General features: G+C 51.2%; 14 protein-coding genes. 5 read left to right on the forward strand and 9 right to left on the reverse strand.

Annotated elements, in window-relative coordinates; all coding sequences use genetic code 11:
- The first annotated feature begins 207 nt into the window (after positions 1-207).
- Both recD2 and C5S61_RS09175 read left to right on the forward strand, forming a co-directional pair.
- Positions 208-2,373: an SF1B family DNA helicase RecD2 gene (gene recD2, locus C5S61_RS09170; protein ID WP_110514759.1), complete on the forward strand. Its 2,166-nt coding sequence runs from the start codon at positions 208-210 to the stop codon at positions 2,371-2,373.
- 551 nt (positions 2,374-2,924) lie between these two features.
- The gene (locus C5S61_RS09175; protein ID WP_054536244.1) at positions 2,925-3,296 is read left to right on the forward strand and encodes a DUF983 domain-containing protein; all 372 of its coding nucleotides are present in this window, start codon (positions 2,925-2,927) and stop codon (positions 3,294-3,296) included.
- A 50-nt stretch (positions 3,297-3,346) separates the two neighbouring features.
- Here C5S61_RS09175 and C5S61_RS09180 read toward each other — a convergent pair whose 3' ends face one another.
- From C5S61_RS09180 to C5S61_RS09190, 3 genes are read right to left on the reverse strand one after another with little or no spacing between them, the layout of a single operon-like run.
- Positions 3,347-4,171, reverse strand: a complete 825-nt coding sequence (locus tag C5S61_RS09180; RefSeq protein WP_110514760.1) for an endo alpha-1,4 polygalactosaminidase — start codon at positions 4,169-4,171, stop codon at positions 3,347-3,349.
- A gap of 2 nt (positions 4,172-4,173) precedes the next feature.
- Positions 4,174-6,219 carry a glycosyltransferase family 39 protein gene (locus C5S61_RS09185; protein ID WP_110514761.1) on the reverse strand — a complete coding sequence of 682 codons (2,046 nt, stop codon included), beginning with the start codon at positions 6,217-6,219 and terminating at the stop codon, positions 4,174-4,176.
- A gap of 33 nt (positions 6,220-6,252) precedes the next feature.
- Complete coding sequence (locus tag C5S61_RS09190; RefSeq protein WP_110514762.1) at positions 6,253-6,990, reverse strand: alpha/beta hydrolase; 738 nt, start codon at positions 6,988-6,990, stop codon at positions 6,253-6,255.
- Positions 6,991-7,470: 480 nt separating this feature from the next.
- Between C5S61_RS09190 and C5S61_RS26820 the strand changes: the two genes are divergently transcribed.
- Together C5S61_RS26820 and C5S61_RS09195 are read left to right on the forward strand one after the other, a co-directional pair.
- A complete protein-coding gene (locus C5S61_RS26820) occupies positions 7,471-7,629 on the forward strand; it encodes a hypothetical protein (RefSeq protein WP_164689306.1) in 159 nt (52 codons plus the stop codon).
- Positions 7,626-9,506 (forward strand): hypothetical protein, encoded by a 1,881-nt coding sequence (locus C5S61_RS09195; protein ID WP_110514763.1) that lies wholly within the window; start codon positions 7,626-7,628, stop codon positions 9,504-9,506. The genes C5S61_RS26820 and C5S61_RS09195 overlap by 4 nt, the downstream gene beginning before the upstream one ends.
- Positions 9,507-9,561: 55 nt before the next feature.
- Here the strand turns inward: C5S61_RS09195 and C5S61_RS09200 are convergent, their stop codons facing one another.
- The 3 genes from C5S61_RS09200 to C5S61_RS09210 all read right to left on the reverse strand — a co-directional run bounded on the left by C5S61_RS09200 (position 9,562) and on the right by C5S61_RS09210 (position 12,694).
- Positions 9,562-10,971: a hypothetical protein gene (locus C5S61_RS09200; protein WP_110514764.1), complete on the reverse strand. Its 1,410-nt coding sequence runs from the start codon at positions 10,969-10,971 to the stop codon at positions 9,562-9,564.
- 107 nt (positions 10,972-11,078) lie between these two features.
- A complete protein-coding gene (locus C5S61_RS09205; protein WP_110514765.1) occupies positions 11,079-12,089 on the reverse strand; it encodes a GHMP family kinase ATP-binding protein in 1,011 nt (336 codons plus the stop codon).
- 146 nt (positions 12,090-12,235) lie between these two features.
- Entirely contained in the window at positions 12,236-12,694 is a 459-nt protein-coding gene (locus C5S61_RS09210; protein WP_110514766.1) for a DinB family protein, read from the reverse strand.
- Positions 12,695-13,051: 357 nt separating this feature from the next.
- Here C5S61_RS09210 and C5S61_RS09215 point away from each other — a divergent pair, with 357 nt between their 5' ends.
- Positions 13,052-13,876 (forward strand): hypothetical protein, encoded by an 825-nt coding sequence (locus tag C5S61_RS09215; protein ID WP_110514767.1) that lies wholly within the window; start codon positions 13,052-13,054, stop codon positions 13,874-13,876.
- 437 nt (positions 13,877-14,313) lie between these two features.
- On the opposite strand, the gene C5S61_RS09220 is transcribed toward C5S61_RS09215, so the two are convergent.
- The 3 genes from C5S61_RS09220 to C5S61_RS09230 form a co-directional block, all read right to left on the reverse strand.
- On the reverse strand, positions 14,314-16,167 hold the full coding sequence (locus C5S61_RS09220) for an ABC transporter ATP-binding protein (protein ID WP_110514768.1): 1,854 nt from the start codon (positions 16,165-16,167) through the stop codon (positions 14,314-14,316).
- Positions 16,168-16,357: 190 nt separating this feature from the next.
- Positions 16,358-18,115: an ABC transporter ATP-binding protein gene (locus C5S61_RS09225; protein WP_110514769.1), complete on the reverse strand. Its 1,758-nt coding sequence runs from the start codon at positions 18,113-18,115 to the stop codon at positions 16,358-16,360.
- 179 nt (positions 18,116-18,294) lie between these two features.
- Positions 18,295-18,864, reverse strand: a complete 570-nt coding sequence (locus C5S61_RS09230; RefSeq protein ID WP_110514770.1) for a DinB family protein — start codon at positions 18,862-18,864, stop codon at positions 18,295-18,297.
- Positions 18,865-18,940 lie beyond the last annotated feature (76 nt).

Consider the following 18,940-nt stretch of genomic DNA (forward strand, 5'->3'; position numbering starts at 1 on the left):
TGGATCAAATGCTTAACGCAAAGGCGCAGAGAAACCTTGGCTACAGGCTATTGGGAACAACAATCTGAATAATCTGTGTAATCTGTGGCTAAAAGAAGCATTCGTGAAATTCGTGGAATTCGTGGCTAAAAACTTAACCTTCGCGCTCTTCGTGTTCTTCGCGGTTTCAACTTTTTGACTTTTGCTTTTTGACCTTTGACTTTAACTATGGCACAACTAACTGGCAACTTAGAACGCATCACCTATCGCTCGGAAGAAACGGGTTATACCGTGGCGCGTTTAAAAGCGCAAGGTCAGCGCAGCGTGATTACGATTGTTGGGCGCTTACCCGATGTGCAAGTGGGCGAAAGCTTACAGCTCGAAGGCGAATGGACTGAGCATCGCACTCACGGGCGACAATTTGAGGTCAGCAGCTATCAGACCACCCGCCCAACTGGCAACGAAAGCATTGTGCGCTACTTGGCTTCTGGCTTGTTGCCTGGCATCGGCCCAGTCAATGCCCAACGCATCGCCGATACCTTTGGCGATGCGACCCTCGATATTCTCGACCAAAACCCCGAACGATTGCGCGAAGTCAAAGGCTTGGGCACAAAGAAAATTGCTGCAATTATCGCCGCGTGGCAGGAGCAACGCTCAATCAAAGCCTTGTTGGAGCTAGGTCAAGCAGTTGGCCTGACCACAGGCCTAGCCTTGCGTATTTTCCGCCATTACGGCGAGCAGGCCAGCCAGATCGTGCAATACGACCCCTATCGCCTAGCCTTGGAGATTGAGGGCATTGGCTTTCCAACTGCCGACCAAATTGCCCAAGCCTTGGGCGTAGCCCGCGACGCGCCAAGTCGGGTGATTGCTGGCTTGCGCTACACGCTTGGCACGGTTGCCAACAGCGAAGGCCATTGCGCCCTACCCCAAGCAGCCTTGATTGAACAAGCTCAAGCCATTTTGGAATTGCCGCGAAGCCTGATTGCCGAGCAATTGGTGCTTGCAACTGAAGCGGTCTTGTTGGTGCTCGATGGCGATTTGGTCTATTTGCCAGCCTATTATCATGCCGAAACTGAGTTGGCCGCCAACCTACGGCGCTTGCAACAATTGCCCAGCGCAATTCAACTGCGGTTCAAGCAGCAAAGCGATGCAATTATTATGCGCCAGTTGCATAATGCTAATTTCGATTTGAGCCAACGCCAAGCGGAAGCAGTGTTGGCTGTGTTGCGCTCAAAAGTGGTGTTGCTGACTGGTGGGCCTGGCACTGGCAAAACGACAACCGTGCAAGCGATTTTGGCTTTGTTGCAACAGGTTGGTTTGCGCACGATTTTGGCCGCGCCAACTGGCCGTGCTGCTCGCCGCCTCAGCGAAACAACCAATAATCCAGCTGCCACGCTACACCGCACCTTGGAATATGCTGGTGGCGCTGGCAACGACCGCTGGGGTCGCAACGAGCACAATCCCTTAGCCGCCGATTTGGTGGTAATTGACGAAACCTCGATGCTCGATATTTTGTTGGCGCATCATGTGGTTAAGGCCTTGGCTCCAACCACTCATTTGCTTTTGGTTGGCGACCCCGATCAATTGCCAGCGGTTGGGGCTGGCGCGGTGCTGCGCGATTTATTGGCCAGCAACAGCATCACCACTGTGCATTTGGATACGATTTTTCGTCAAGCAGCTGATAGCCAGATCATCACTAATGCCCATGCGATCAACCAAGGCCAACTGCCAAGCGTCAATCGCGGTGATTTCTATTGGTTTCCACGTAGCAACCCTGCCGAATGTAGCGCCATGATCGTTGATTTGTTGACAACCCGCATTCCACGCCAATTCCCCCAATTCGATCCCTTGCGCGATATTCAGGTTTTGGCGGCAACCCATCGCGGCGCTGCGGGCGTGCTCGAACTCAATAGCCAACTGCAAGCTGCGCTCAATCCGGCCAAGCCAAATCTACAAGAAGCAACCCTTGCAGGAACCCTCTTTCGCGAAGGCGATCGGGTGATTCAGACGCGCAATAACTACGATCTCGATGTGAGCAACGGCGATTTGGGGCTGATTCAAACAATCGACCATGATGAACGCACCGTCAACGTCTATTTTGATGATACGCGCACGGTGGTTTATCAATGGAATGAATTTGATGAAGTGGCCTTGGCTTATGCGATTAGCGTGCATAAAGCCCAAGGCTCGGAATATCCGGTGGTGATTGTGCCAATGTTGCGCTACTACAATGTGCTGCTCAATCGCCCATTGCTATATACGGCCATTACCCGCGCCCGCCAATTAGTAATTTTGACTGGCGATTGGCAAGCGGTCGAATTTGCCATCGCCCAGCGCCGCAGCGTCCAACGTATCACTGGGCTGATGCAGCGGGTTACAGAGCATAGAGCATAGCGAAAGGATGAAGGATGAGGGATGAAGGCAAGAAAGAGCATAGAGCATAGAACATAGAACATAGAGCATAAAGTTAAAAGGCAGAAGTCAAAAGTCAATAATCAAAATAATCTGTGGAATCTGTGGCAAAAAAAATCAATCTTCGTGTTCTTCGCGCTCTTCGCGGTTTCAACCTTCGTGTAATTCGTGGCTAAGAAGAACCAAATCAAAATAATCTGTGGAATCTGTGGCGGAAAAAATCAATCTTCGCGCTCTTCGTGCAATTCGTGGCTAAGAAGAACCAAATCAAAATAATCTGTGGAATCTGTGGCGGAAAAAAATCAATCTTCGCGCTCTTCGTGCTCTTCGCGGTTTCAACCTTCGTGCTCTTCGTGGATCAACTCAGCTCTAAACTCGATAGACAAAGCTCAAGAATCACGTATGCTAAAGCAGATCAGCCGATTTAGGCCCTGTTTTTAGGTTTTTGCTCGCAGTTTGAGGCGTATAATGCCCTTAATCTGGAGTTTTGTAGTGGACGATGTGCCAGCGTTGTCACATCAGTAAGGAATGGTATGGGAAACTTTCTTTTAGCAATGCTGCGTGGCTTTATTGGGCGTTGCCCGTTGTGCGGCAAGGGTAAGCTCTTTCGCAGTTATTACGATATTCACCCAAATTGTAGCGTTTGCGGCGTTGGCTACGAAGCCACGGGCAACCAAAGCACTGGCGCAATGGGCATCAACATTGTGCTCACCATCTTTTTGGGCTTTATCGGCGGCATTTTCTTGGTGATTTATGCCAGCGACCAGTTGATGATGGGCTTATTGGCCTTGCTGGTAGTGATGTCGATTTTTCATATTATCTTCTATCGCTTTGCCCGTGGCCTGTGGCTGGGCCTGATGGTGGCAACCGGCGACCTTGAAACCGGCAAAGACGAACGCGGCTAAAATAAAATGCTGAGGGATGAATGTTGAATGTTCATCCCTCACGCTTGCTACTATTCGCAGCCGACGCGATAGGCATCAAGCTCACGATGCTTGAGCATGGCGTTAATCCCCAATTGGCGGGCTTGCGGGCAAAATTGGCTGGTTTGAGCACCTGTATCAGTGTATTCAATGGCAAAAACTGGCTTGCCAGCAGCAATAAATGGGCTTAATTCGCCACACCAACCTTGATCAAAACAATCCTCGGTTAATGCCCAATCGTAGTAAGCAAGCAATTCACTTACCTGCTCGGAATCGTTTTTGAGGCCAATCGATAAGCCTCGGCTATGCGCTTCGTTGGCCAGCCAGCGATTGTAGGCCAATTGATCGTTGGCGGTCAGGGTAAAGCCGGTTGGGTTTTGGTAGCCATTGATATTATCTGGCTCGATGCCATCAAAACCTTTGCTTTTGCATTCGTCCATACGAGCGCGCATAATCGGTGCAAGCAGCTCGATTTGACGAATATCAAGCCATTTTTCACCTGGCCAACCTTCGTAATCGTTGCCCAACACACTGCTTGGAAAATCAGCGGCATCTGCTCGCCAATCTTCCCATGCGCCAACATTGATATAGCACACAACTTTGCGGCCTTGGCTATGCAATTGGCTCACGGTTGCGCTACTCGTATCAAACAAATCCAAATCATACACAGTTACGGCATGAGAAAGATCAAGCGGCATGCCACTAAATTGCAGTTGCATGGTCGAATTGACCGCTGGTTGCCACCATGCATTGCGCTGGGCAATTGGCACGAATGCTCGTTGGCTCAGTGGCCGTGCGAAAAGCACCGAGACCAAAATTACTGCTAAACCAAGCCCAATTAACCAAAATCGCCGCATCGTTACCTCACTACTTCGACCCAATCGAGCACAATTCCAAGCTGACGTTGGTCGCTCGCTGGTTGCCATGGTTGGGCCAACATTTCAATTTGCCGTTCATGCTGGCTGGCAGCAAGCGGTATATGCAGCACTCGCCACTCAGCGCCAAGGCTATCAACGTGCACACATTGGGCCGCCGCAACACAAATTTGCAGCTTAGCCGCTGGCGCATCGATAGGCCGTGGATTAGACAAACGTAAGCGTAGCATTGTTGCTTTACCAGCTGGCAAACGAAGTTTGGCCTTGGCTGTCGACCAGCGGGCAGTGCTGTCGGCCAATATTTCAGCTGGATAAAAGCCGTCAATTAAGCCAACATCCACGCCAGCGCCCACGTCAATCCAATCCTCAGCTGGCCGATCGGCTGCCTGCCACGCTGTCGCCAACAAGCTGCTGCTATCAACATATTGATTGGCCCATGCTTGGCTGGCAGCAGTTTGATCGCCGCGTTTAAGCAAATAGTGGCCTAAACGATAGTGGGCCAAGGGATAATCGTGATTATGATTGGTTGCGGCAATATAGGCTTCGAGTGCTGCATCTGGCTGGCCAAATTGATCTTTGATTGCGGCAAACGCCAACCAACTATCAGCTGAGGGCAAGATGCTAAGAGCCTTTAAACTAGCAGCTTCTGCTTGGGGCAAATCGCCAGCAGCAAGCGCTTGATCTGCTTGCCAATGCCACCAACCACGGCGGACTTGTTGTTGCAGCAACTGCCATGGCGAATGATCAAGAATCACCCAACCAATGAGGAGCCCAAGCGCAGTTGCAGCCAAGCGCTGCCAGATTGGCGTATTGATGCGTAGCTTTGCCAAGCAAAATGCTGCATAAATCAGCATCATTGGCCAGAAAAATTGGCGATACCGCGCCTCGCCATGGGTAAACATCGTGCTGCCAACGATATAACCAACCCACAGCAACCCCAACCACCAACGAGCATCCCGCTGGGCACGCGCAAAGCCCCACAGCGCTAACACTACGCAAGCGATATACCAAACATCATCGAACATCAAAGCTACAATCAAATAGGGCAAGGCCACATCGCTATAATAATTGGCTTGCAAAAAGCGATCTTCAATCGGCTTGATGCGCCACAGGTAGACCGTGTTTGTCCATGGCTTGCGGGCCAAAATACTCGGATCGGTCGCCAACAACTCGCGGCCACGGGCCGAAGCATAATCGGCGCGCTCAGCAGGATTCGGAATGGCAGCAAGGATGGTGTTGATTTCGCTTAGCTCAATTGGCGGCTCGCTGAAGGCCCAGAGATTATAGGCAAAGCCCGTTTCAACCGTGATCAGGCGACCGTAGGCCAGCCAATTGCGCAGCGACCATGGTGCAATCACCGCGCAGGTGACCAAGCCCAAGGCCAAGCCATGTTGTACACTGCGCCAACCCCGCCAATTCCACCACATCCAGCCAAGCAGCACGGGCAAAAAGGCCAATGGCAACGAGCGAGTCAATATTGTTAGGCCAATTGTCAAGCCTGCGAGCAAGGCAAAGCGCAATTGCTTGGTGCGCTGCCAGCGCACCATCAGCAACAAACTGCTGGCCCACAGCACATTCCACAGCGTTTCGCTCATCCATAAATTGGCAAAGGTGGCGAAGGTCAGCAAACCGCTTGCCAAGCCAACTGTCCAAAGGCCAACTTTTTCGGCTTGGGCCTGATCGCCAGCCCATTCACGCCCAAGCAACCATAGCAACCACACGTGTACTAGGCTCAGCCCGATATTAAACAAGAGGGCAATTTGGGGATCGTTATTACTCAGCCAGAGGGTTGCAGCCAGATACAGCGGGTACAGCGGCGCACGCAGCCATGGATACGAATCGTAAAAACGCCAACCATTGCCTGCCAACAGATCGCGGGCTACCGCAAGATATTCAACTTCGTCATTGGCTGGTTGGTGGCTTGGCAAGAACCATAACGCCAAACGCACCGCCGCCGCCCCAACCAGCAAAAGAATTAATATGAGTCGATAGCGACTGGTTGTCGGCCACCAACGAAAACGCTTATCCATGCAATCAGCCAACCTATTCAAGATCGTGCAGCATTATTGATCAAGTTGTTGGAGTACGTCTAGAGCAGCGTGCACGGTTTGTTTGTGCTGCTCTGTATGGTCGATTGTGGCTGGCAGATCGCCTGCTTGCTCGCCATACCAACCAAATTGGGCATGATTGCCGCCCTGAATTTCGACCCACTTGGTCGTGGCGGGCATCAATGGACGAGCTGCTTCAATATCAGCCAAGGTTGCCAAGCCATCATTGCTGGCATAAATCATGGCACTCGCAAGCTGCCGATCAGCCAAATTGTTCGAGGCGGTGGGGTAAGCAGCCAAAAGAATCAGGCCATCGATGGCCTCGCCATGCTCATAGCTATATTTCGCAGCCATCGCTCCGCCCAACGAATGCCCACCAATCGCCCAATGTTCAATTTGGGGATAGGCTGCAAGCACCGCATCGGCGCGGTTGGAGCCAAAAATCGCCATATTCAACGGCATTGGCACAATCACCACCAAATAGCCTGCTTGGGCCAATTCGTGGGCCATTGGCGCATAGGCGGCGGCTTCAACCCGCGCCCCAGGGTAAAACACAAAGCCCGTGCGCGGCGCAGTGGTTGGCTCAAAAATCAGCCAATCGCCCTGCGTAACCGTAACCTTTTGATCAGACACCAACGCCGCAGTCGCGGTGGGCATTGGTTCTGCGGCCATGCTTGCCCAAAACACAAAGCCAAGCACAAACAGCACAATGATCATCAGCAAGCCAAAGGCAATCCGTTTAACAATTCTCATGGCAATGTCTCCTGAATGCGATTCAGTTTTATTCTACGCGCAATCAAGGCCCGAGGATGAGAGCAAAGAACATCGAGCATAGAGCATAGAACATCGAGCATAGATGTAATGGTTTATTGGATTAACAACGGTTTGATCCCCTCACCCCAACCCCTCTCCCGTGCGCGGGCGAGGGGCTTTAACCCGCTCGTTCTACGCACTGCGTCGAGGAAAACGCGGGTGCTCCCCTCGCCCGCGTTCAGTGGGATCGGAGCTGGGGGTGAGGGCATGCTCTTCGTCGCCAATCCAATGAACCAGTACACATAGAGCCTAGAACAGAGTTGGTGTTGGCTTGATTCCGCATCCAATCAGCGGTTGTATGGTATAATAGCCGTTACCGCATCGCCAAGATGGGGTCATAACCATTTGCGCCTACTGTAATGACTCTTTATTAGAACCATGCCCTAGCACATTGGGGCTTGGTGGAGAACACAGACCGATATGCCAATTGATGTTAAATCAATTCGACTCGGTGAAACTGGCTTGGAACGTCTGATCCAATGGTTGCGGACATCCAACCAGCCTCAAACGTTAGAAGCGATCACCGCGAAATATGTCGAAATTTTGCGCTCGCTGGTGGTTGAGGAGGAAGGGCGATGAGTAGTCCAACCAATGCACCGGCTCAACCAACATGGAATGGTAGCAGCGAGCAGCAAACGCTGGCTGAGCGTGCCTTCCATGTGATGATGCTGCAAAGTGCCTTTTTTCCCGAAAATGTTCCGGTTCGCCAAACGGTAGCCAATCTTGCCGCGTTTATCGCGAGCCAAGATGGGGTTGATGCAAGTGCTTTAGAAGCCAGCATCATCGCCGCCCTTGAAGCCAATAGCCAAATTTTTCGGCGCATTGACGAGGGCGAGCACGTGGTGTATGCCACGACCCGCCTCGGCTATTACACCGAGCCCCAAATCGATACACGCCATAGCTTTGCCAAACGGCTGCACGAGCCAGAAAATCCCTTGCCAATCGATGATTTGAGCGTGGTGATTACCCGTACCCGCCCAGCTTTAACCACGATTGAGCCAGTGTTTATCTCGGATTATTGGCAGCAACGCTCGCCAACAACGGGCGAAGAAGGCGAAATTATCAATCCCGTCACGCCCGCCTTGGCTAGCACCAATGATGACGTTGATGTGGATGAAACCTTCGAAGAAGCTGTTGCGCCTGTTGAAGTTGCGCCAGCCACAGTTGCTCCAACAATTGTGGTCGAAAAGCCAGCTCCGGCGGTGGTTGCCAACTCAACCTCGTTGGTGCTGCCAAACGGCGAGGCGCTTGATTTTGCCCAATCGGTCGAAGCAATTTTGGCCGATCATAGCAGCACCATCCAAGCAGCCTTATCGCAAGCAATCGATAATGACCCATTGCGCCGCATTGTGGCCTTTGGTGATGAATATTTTGCTGAAGAAAATATCCCAACCCTCAGCAAAGGCGATTTGCGCCGCATCCGCGAGTATATCGTGGAGCAAGGCGAGCCAATGCCCGATACGTCAATTTTGAGCGATGTGTACTATCGAAATCCCCGCGATAACGATTATGTAACCTTCCGCTTTGCCTTGAACTATCGGCTAAATCGCGAAAAAGATTTCGAGTTTGTTGGGGTGCAAGGCGCACGCTTGTGGAGCGCCAAAGGCTTGCCAGCAGTTGGCACCAAACGCTTGAAAACCAGCGAGCTTGGTCAGTTCTATAGCTTCCTCGAAGAAACTCCCCAATTCGATGATAGCTTGAGCCAAACCAGCGCCGATGATATTAAGCAAAATCGCCAACTCAGCCGCTTCTTGAGCTTCTTCGAATGGGAATACGGCGTATTGCCCTACGATGCAGCTCTGAAGGCGTTGTTGCCGCAACCATTGTTGCCCGAACAACGCACGGCCATTTTGCGGATCGAATCGCCACAGCACTATAGTTTCTACTTGGCTGAATTGCGCTACCCAACCGCCAACCGCGGTGGCTGGTTGCATGGCCTCGAAGACTTCTTCAAGGAACATTTGGTGCCTGGGGCCTTGATTACGCTTTCGGCAACCGATGACCCAAGTGTTTGGACGCTGCAATACGAAGAAACTAGCGGCGCTGAAGTGAAGTTGTTGCAACAAGACGATAAAAAAGGCCGTTATGCCTTCGTTAAGCACAATTTCTACTGCGATGCTGATAACGATTTGATTGCCAGCCAAGAACGCTTGCCGCGACTCAAAAACATGAAGGTCTTGACTTCGGGCGAACGCCGCCGCTTAGCCACAACCGCTGGCTATGTGTTGGAGCAAGTTGGCCAACCACGCCCAGGCGATCGCGCTGGCTTCGAGCTAAGCATCGATGACCTGTTCTTGGGAGTCAACGTCCAACGGCCAGCAACTCGCAGCTATTTGCTGGGCGAATTGGCCGAAGAGCAAGATTTCCTCGTCGAGGAAGCGGCAGTCATTTACTTCCCGCCACCAGAAGACGAAACCAGCGTTGAAACCAAGAACTTCGACGCTGACGACGAATAAACACACAAAAACGGCTGAGGCAACCACCTCAGCCGTTTTTGCTTTTAGCCGCTTGCTACTTAATCGCCGCTGGAATGAAAACCTTAGTTGGTGAGGCAAGCACGATCAGCGCAGGCCGAAACACATGCACAGTCCCAGTGCCCGCATAACGTCGGCCATTAAACGCAAAGCTATGCACACCTTGCGAGAGCAAAGCTAAGCCTTGGCTATTGAGCACACGATCAGTGCCATCGCCACTATCAGGATAGACATTCAGCCAGCGATCAGTATTGCTCAAACCAATGCCATCAATGCTGAAGCGAAACAAACCTTCCCATGCAGCAGCAGTTGGAGCGTTTAATCCTGCTGAGGCATTGCCATCCATAAACACCACCCCATTACCAGTTAACATCGAACATGAAACCAAAGGCGAAAATGTATCTACTGCACTACTCCAGCTGCCAGCCCCACCTTGACCACAGCGTAGTGCAGTAACCGCTCCTGCTGGAAAGTAAATGATACTCAACGAAGGATTAAAGAGATTGACCGTGCCAGTGCCGCTGCTGCGCCCTGCCAAGAACTTAAACGAATGCGTGCCACTGGTAACTGGCATGAGCTGACTGGTCGCAACTGATTCATCAGTCCCATCGCCAGTATCGCTCTCAATGTTTGCCCAGCGATAGCTGCCGGCGACATTGGACGTATCAATCGCAAGCCGCGTTTCTACTTCGTAGGCTTGATCGATAAACGAAGCAGAGGCATTGGCGTTCATATAAACATGGCCAGCTTGGGGTAAATTCAAGCTACAACTGTTAATTTCGCTCAACGTCTCGCTGCTGGTTGTCCAGTTGCCATTGAGATTGGCGTTACAGGCTTTGATCGGGCTTGAATTTGGAAAATAGAGCACGCTCAGAATTGGGTTATAAAGATTGACAGTACCGATTGCTGAGAAGCGCGCGCCAAGAAAATAGAAGGTGTGGGTTCCCGCCGTAACCCCAACAATCTTGGAAACCGCCATGTTTTTGTCGGTGCCATCGCTGCTATCGGTATAGATATTGACCCAGCGATCAGTACCAGGATCGCCGCTGGTGCTATCGGCTCCTAGCCGAAAAAGGGCTTCATAACTGCTGCTCTGGCTAGCAATGCCCAACGAAGCAGAAGCAGCCAGATAAACAAAACCAGGCTCAGAGAAGGTCAAACTACAACTAACAATCGGAATCAACGCAGCTGAGGTTGTCGTCCAATTGGCAATCCCACTGCCACATTGGGCAGCGCTACCGCTGGCTAAAGCGCCATAAATATCCGGGGTTTCCGAGCTTTTGGGGTTTGTGTGCTTGGTCGTGGTTACGCCCAATGGATCATGGGCTGGCGGATTGAATTGATTCTTATTGGGAATCGATTGTGGTTCTTGGGCTTGGATACTGATTGGGAGGAGCACTAGAGCCAAAAGACCGACCGCCGAACACCAACGTCGTACATGCTGCATACATTCCTCCTACTGAACGAAGCGAAGTTCAAAAGATAAAGAGGATCAAGCTTTTATTTGATTAAAGCCCAAGCAACACGCATCCATCGTCGCTTGGGCTTTAATTATTAATCGTCTTCTTCGACGCTCCAAGCATGCACGCCTTGCTTGGTAAATGAGAACGGGCGCACGGTCACACCAGCTTCAATCAACGCCGCTTCAAGTTGCAGCCGCTTGCTGAATGGCACGCAGAAGCACATAAAGCCACCGCCACCAGCACCAGACAATTTGCCACCCCACGCACCTTGGCGCAAGGCAAGATCGTAAATTTCGTTGACAATCGGTGGCGCAATATGCGGCGAAAAGGCTTTTTTAATTTCCCAAGCGTGGTGCAGCAGTTTGCCAAATTCTTTGATTTGGCCACGGCGCAAAAGCTTCGCGCCTTCGTCGACCATGGCTTTGGTTTCATCGTGCAGCCGCAAGGTTTCGCCTTCGGTCACGCGCCGCACTTGGTCTTGCACCAAGTTGTGGGTCAGCAGCTTGCGATCGCGCACATAGCCAATAATCAAGCACGATTCTAATTCCAACAAGGCATCTTCGTTGGTTGCCACGCGCTCAATGATGACCTGCGGGCCGCCAAAGTGCTGCACTGCCATACCGCCAAACACCGCCGTATATTGATCTTGGCGACCGCCTGGAATCCCCAAATCAACCCGTTCGATCCGATAGGCCAATTCGGCCATTTCATAGGCATCGAGCTTGAGGTTATAGGCAGTGTCAAGCAATTTGAGCATGCTCACCACCAAGGCCGATGATGAACCTAAGCCTGAGCCTGGTGGTACATCGCTGAACATGGTAATTTCAACGCCGCTGATCTCAGGGTGAGCATCGATGACCGCTTGGGGCAACGAGAGCTTGCCAGACCATTCGCGCCCAGTCATCGCCCGACTGACCGCACTCAAATCGAGTGAGCGAATCGTGATGCCAGGCTGATCGGTGGTCTTGAGCATACAGCGCACATATTTATCAATCGTACAATTGAGCACCTTGCCGCCATGTTCTTCTGCATAGGGGCTAACATCAGTGCCCCCGCCAAAGAAACCAATCCGCATTGGTGCTTTCGCTTTAAATAATTTCACGGATACTCCTTGAGCCATGCCAGACGCACGCGGCATAGCGATGAGGGTTGGTTGGCACAACAAAACGCCATCGCAGGCAATGGCGCTTTATGGTAGCAGATTTTAGCAATCTGCATGTTTTTGGCGCGCGGCTTCACACTAGCAGGTTAGCGCAAGCGTTTGGCCTCTTTATCGGCGTGCGAATAGAGATATTGCAGCCATGTACGGGCATTGAGCGGGCCAAAATCATTGTGTTCAACCACATCGCTGCTTGGTTGTTCGAGGGCAAAGCGTTTGGCCAAGGCAATCGTTTCTTGGCGAGTGGCCTTGAAATCGGCCAGCAACTGCGGCCATGAGCGATCTTCTGCTGGCGCATAGGCCTCGTATTCATCGCGATTAAATGGCTCGCCAAAACAGACCTTGAGCCGCTGCACGCCCCAACGTTCGATGCCAATGATATGCCGCAGCTGCTGGCGATTTTCGGGCAGATCGCTGGCGTTATTCGTGCGCTGTTCAATCGCCGCACCGCTTTCGGTCAAAAGCTTCTCATAATCGCCATAGGTACGGTTTTTGGCTGGCCGAATGAAAGCAAAATGGGCAATGAGCTTGAGAATCAGATTTCGCATACTACCTCGCAAATTAGCTTAGAGGGTAATAGTAGCTTAAATTAGGGATGAGGGCACAAGTCAAAAAAGAACATAGAACAAAGAACATAGAACATAGGTATTGGGGATCAGGCTCATGGCTCATGGCTATGGGCTATGGGAACAATAATCAAGCGAATCTGTGGCAATCTGTGGCAAAAAAACTCAGCCTTCGTGTTCTTCGTGGATCAAAAAGCAATTCTCGTTCGCTTCGTGGTTCGCTATAAGTTCATTCTCAGCCAATTATCATTGCTTCGGCTTGGGTCTACGATTTAGGCTAGTAGCATGCTCAATCGCCAACCTTATCCCCTTCATTGAGCACTGTAGAGAGGGTTTACCATGCCATATCGGTTGCTCATTGGATTGTTGATCGTCGCGCTGGCAGCGATCAGTTGTGGACGAACTCAGTTGACCATGAATGAGCGCAAAGCCCAATCCTCGGGTGGCGCAGCAGATGTTATAAGCATCACCAAAGCGGCGGTAGTAGCATTTTGTAGCAGTGCAGCAACAGCGATTCAATTAAGCCCAGCGAAAACCGCAACCAGCGCCGCCATGGCAACCCAATATCAAATCGATCAAATTGCCGCGTTTAATAACAAAGAGCAGCAGTTCTTTGCTGATGAAACTCAGTGGGCATGGGATCTAGCAACCGTGTATGCTGGGGGCGAATTGCCAACATCGAGCATTATTTCAACGCTTTCACCTCGCCAAAGTGTATTTGAAACAAATATGGCATTAGGCTATAGCCCAACTCCAGAACCGCTTCCGGTCGAAGGACAAGTTTTCGAATGCAACCATGGCTCAGATACAATTCGTGGCAACTGTTGGATTGTAAATGACACTGCGAAGCATATTTATTACTATCTTTTTACGGGAGCGCTCAGTGAAGAACCGGATCAAGGGATTCTGTTTGTCTATGCCTCTGGCCCTTCATTAACAATCGAAGAACTACGGAGGCAGGAATATCATACTGAGCAACCGCTAGGACTTATTATGGTTGAATCAGCAGCATGGCCATTGGTGTATTTGAAAAATCGGGCAGTCCCACCGCAACGCTTCATCTTCAACCTTGAAACCCGCCAATGGCTTGATAGCGATGCTGGCGACCTACCAACCCAGCCAGCCAAAATCACGCCAGTAGCATCTACCCCAACCAGCAAGTAGCCCAAGGATGAAGGATGAAGGATAAAGGATGAAATTTAACGCAGCGGCGCAAAGATGAAGGATGAAGGATGAGGGATGAAGGATGAAGGATGAAGGATGAAGGATGAAGTCATTCCCCCTTCGCGATCTTCGTGATCTTCGCGGTTCCCGTGCTTCGTGTCCTTCGTGCTCTTCGTGGATCAATTAACGCAGCAACGCAGAGGAACCATGGCTTGAGGCTATGGGCTATCGGAACGATTTTGAGTATTCCCAGAATTTAGACCCAATAGCCAAAAGCCTGTAGCCTATAGCCAACTTAACCTTCGTGGCCTTCGTGCTCTTCGCGGTTCCCGTTCTTCGTGTCCTTCGTGCGCTTCGTGGATAAATAAAGGACGCTGAGAAGCGAAATTCTCTAGCGTCCCCTATGTTCTATGTTCTATGTTCTATGTTCTATGCTCTTACTCGCCAATCGTGCCGTTACCTTTGCTCCATTGCATGGTGTAAAGGTTGTAGTAGCGGCCTTTGCGGGCGAGCAACTCAGCATGCGTACCCATTTCGCTAATTTGGCCACGATCAAGCACCACAATTTTGTTGGCGCTGGTGATTGTGCTCAAACGGTGGGCAATCACAAAGCTGGTTCGGCCACGCATCAGCGTATCCAAAGCGGCCTGAATTTGGCGCTCGGTTGTGGTATCAACGCTGCTCGTCGCTTCATCCAAAATCAGCAAGCGTGGGTCGGCCAACAAAGCACGGGCAAATGAGAGAATTTGGCGTTGGCCAACACTCAAGTTCACGCCGTTTTCGCCAACATCGGTGTTGTAGCCTTCGGGCATGCGCTCGATAAATTCGTGTGCGCCAACCGCTTTGGCAGCAGCAATCACCGCCTCATCACTGGCATCCAAGCGGCCATAGCGAATATTATCGCTAATGCTGCCACCAAAAAGGAAGGTATCTTGCAATACAATTCCCAATTGTTGGCGCAAGCTGGCTTGGGTTACTTCGCGAATATCATGGCCATCGACCAACACCGCTCCATCGGTTACATCGAAGAAACGCCCAAGCAAACGAATGATCGTGCTTTTGCCAGCGCCAGTTTCGCCAACCAAGGCAATTGTTTCGCCAGGCTGGGCTTCGAGGGTCACATCACGCAACACTGGCTCGCCATCAGCATAGCCAAACGACACATGGTCAAACATCACATGGCCGCGCACTGCTGGCAAGGTTTTGGCATTCGGCGCGTCAAGCATATCTGGCTCGGTATCGAGCAAGGCAAACATGCGCTCCGATGAGGCCATGGTCGATTGAAAGGTGTTGTAGCGTTGCGCCAATTCCAAAATTGGGTCGAAGAAACGGCTGACATACAAGACAAACGCCACCAAAACCCCAGGCGTTAGCTCATCGCCCACCACTAACCAACCACCAACGCCCACGACCAAGGCCGTTGCTAACGAACCCATAAAATCGACAGCAGGGAAGAAGGTTGCTGCCAAGCGCGCGGCGCTGGTGTTAGCATTGAAATACGAGCGATTGAGATCGTCGAAGTGCTCGCCGTTGGCCTCTTCGCGTACAAAACTCTTGGTCACGCGAATCCCTGAGATCGATTCGTTCAAATAGCCGTTGATCAAGGCGATTCGTTCGCGGGTTGAGCGATAGGCATGGCGCACCCGCACCCGCCAGTAGTTGGTCACAATGACCATAATTGGCAATACGGCGAAGGTTACCAGCGCCAATTTCCAATTGAGCCAAAGCATGGCGATTGTGATGCCTACCAACGAGAAGGTTGCACGGGTTAGCCCAGTAATCGACCAGGTAACAAAATCTTGCAACACATCAACATCGGAGATTAGGCGGCTCATCAAGCGGCCTACGCTGTAGCGATTGTAGAAATTGAGCGATAACCGTTGCAAATGGCGAAACAGCGCCGAACGAACATCGGCAACCACGCCTGTGCCCACAACTGCCAGCAAGTGAATCCGTGAGCGGTTGGAAAGCCATTCGCCCAACGAAACTACCGCAAAAATAATCGTCCACGTATAAAGCGAATTGAGCGATTTGGCCTTGATGCCCACGTCAATTGCTTGGCCAATGACCCATGGCGAAACCACCGACAGCACCGTGCCAATAATCATCAACCCAATTGCGGCAGTCATGGTGCGTTTGTAGGGCACGATAAAGGCCAATAAACGGCGCATCAAACGCGGATCGTAAGCCTTGCCCAAGCTGTTTTCATCGTCCTTGGGCAATAAATCGGCGACCTTTTTTTCTATTTCATCATCGCGCTTGCGCGACGGCGCTAAAGCTTTGGTTGTCATGAAAAACCTCTTTGCTACGTATTAAGGATGAGGGATGAAGGATGAAAATCCTAGCTCATTACCCATCTTTGCTAAGTATGAAGAATGAGGGATGAAGGATGAAGGTATTCATCCAACGACACATCCAAATTTTTATTCGACAAGGAAACGTCAAATTACTCGGCTTATTTCATAATTCATAATTCATCCCTCATACTTCCAAAAGGCTTTCCTCTTGATCTTTGAGTTGCAGATCGTAGATGGTGCGATAGAGGCCAGGTTGGACCAATAAGCCTTCGTGCGTGCCATGTTGCACCACTTTGCCAGCATCGAGCACCAAAATTTGGTCGGCATTTTTGAGCGTTAACAAGCGTTGGGCAATCACAAAGGTCGTGCGCCCTTGCATCAATTGGTCAAGCGCTTGTTGAATTAGGTGCTCGGTTTCGGTATCCACGCTCGATGTCGAATCGTCCAAAATCAAAATCCGTGGGTTGAGCAACAAGGCCCGGGCAATTGCGATACGCTGGCGTTGACCACCAGAGAGCGTCACGCCACGCTCGCCAACTTTGGTTTGGTAGCCTTCGCTGAAATTGAGAATAAAATCGTGGGCGCGTGCTGCTTTGGCGGCGGTAATCACCTCTTCGTCGCTAGCATCGGGTCGCCCGTAGCGAATGTTATCGGCAATGCTTGAGCTGAATAAGAATGAATCTTGCAGCACAATCCCAATTTGTTCGCGCAAACTCTTAATTGCCAAATCGCGCACATCGTGACCATCAACCACCACCCGACCCTCAATTGGGTCGTAGAAGCGGGGAATTAGATTGGTGATTGTGCTTTTGCCAGAGCCAGTTGGCCCCATCAATGCGATTACTTGGCCCGGCTTGGCCTCGAACGAAACATCGTGCAAGGTTGGGCGGCCACCTTCGCGATAGGCAAACGACACATGCTCAAACTTGACGTGGCCTTGTACATGTTCCAAGCTCTGGGCAGCGGTTTTATCGGCCAATTCATCGTAGGTATCGATAATTTCAAACACGCGAGCCGAGCTGGCAACCGCTGTCGCCGCCAAGTTGACCGTAAAGCCCAAGCGTTGTACGGGGTTGTTCAACAGCAGCACATAGCTGATCATGGCGAATAACGAGCCAACCGTAATCGTGCCATCGATCGCTTGTGGGCCACCAATCCAGAGCAAGATAATCACGCTGATGGCGACCAAAAAGTTGAAAAAGGGCCAGCTATTGCCCCAAATCCGAATCACGGCAAAACGGCGGTTATACCACTCGCCATTATCGCGATCAAATTTTTCTAGTTCATATGGCTCGCGGGCAAAGGCTTTGACCACGCGAATGCCAGTCAGGCTTTCTTGCATCATGGTCGAGAGCTTGCCCATTTGCTCTTGAATTTTGGTAAACAATGGCTCGACGGTGTTGCCAAAGCGAATTGTGGCATACAACAGCACTGGCAACGGCAAAAGTGCCAAGCCAGTCAAGGTTAAATCTTCAACAATCATGGCCACGATAATGCCGAAAAGTAAGAGCATGGTCGAGCTAAGTTCGAGTAGGCCAACCCCGACAAAGCGCTCAGTTTCGGTAATATCGCTGGTCGCACGACTCATCAAATCGCCGGTTTGCGAGCGATCGTGAAACGAAAATGGCAACCGTTGAATCGCATCGTAAAAACGATTGCGTAAATCGTAGGCCACCCGAAAGCTCAGCCATTCGCCATAATAGCGTTGGGCAAAGCCGAAAATAACCCGCACCACCGCCACGCCCAAAATAATCAGCGCAGTGATTAGCAAGGCCCGACTTGAGCCGCTGGCAATCCCTTCATCAATCGCTTGTTTGAGCAATTGGGGAATTGCAATGTTTAAGCCGACCGCCAACAGGGTTGAGCCATAGGCATAGAACACTTGCATAGGGTACGGTCTTAAGTGGGCCAGTAACCGTCGATACTGATCTAGATGCTTCACGCATGCCTCCTTTGTGTTGGTTATCCCGAACCAGCAGACTATATAGTATATGCTAAAATGTGCATAACAATATCCGACTTTGGTCGCATGATTATGTTCCAAAGGGTCATGTCAGGGGTTAAACAGCAAGGACACATCAGCTTAATTGCGATGTGTCCTGCGTGCTTTGTTGGGGTTATTTAGCTGCGGGCGGCTTTGGCTTGGCGCATGGTTTCGTGAAACTGCTCAACGTGATCGTTGGTATGTTTCAGGCCAAGGAAATAGCGGCCATGAGCGTTGAGCGGCCCCCACGCGTCGTACAGCACTTTGCTAATTTCAAGGTGCGGCTGGTCGGGCCAGGCATCGAGCATACTGAGGCACATGCGGCGGCTTTCTTCCAGTCGTTGGCGGGCTTGCTCAACGGTTTGCAAATCGCGCCATGGCATTTCATAGCGCAAGCGTTCGTTGGGCAAAATGCCCGAAGCCATGGCCAAAGCGGTCAAGGCTGCTTCTTCGTTGCCAGCGGTGATATGGCAAATCAAATGCCCAAAAGTCCAAGCCATATCCCGTTCTTCCTCGGAAGCCCCAGGATCGTTCGCCTTGGGATCGGCTGGGACAAAAACAATGTCAGCGTCAACAGCATCAGTCAATAAACTTAGCAGATCGCCAATCATCTCATCGGTTGCATCCCAAAGATCTTGCTTGCTAAGGCTGGCCCCAAGCTCGCCCAAGGTTTGTGTACCGTCCTTCAATGGCCCAAAATCGATCATAACACACCACTCCTATCCAGAGTTGAAACAGTATTAAGTGTACCCCAGCTTTCTCGCAAATTGATACCCTGTTTAT

It is taken from the genome of Herpetosiphon llansteffanensis (genome assembly GCF_003205875.1).
GTDB lineage: Bacteria > Chloroflexota > Chloroflexia > Chloroflexales > Herpetosiphonaceae > Herpetosiphon > Herpetosiphon llansteffanensis.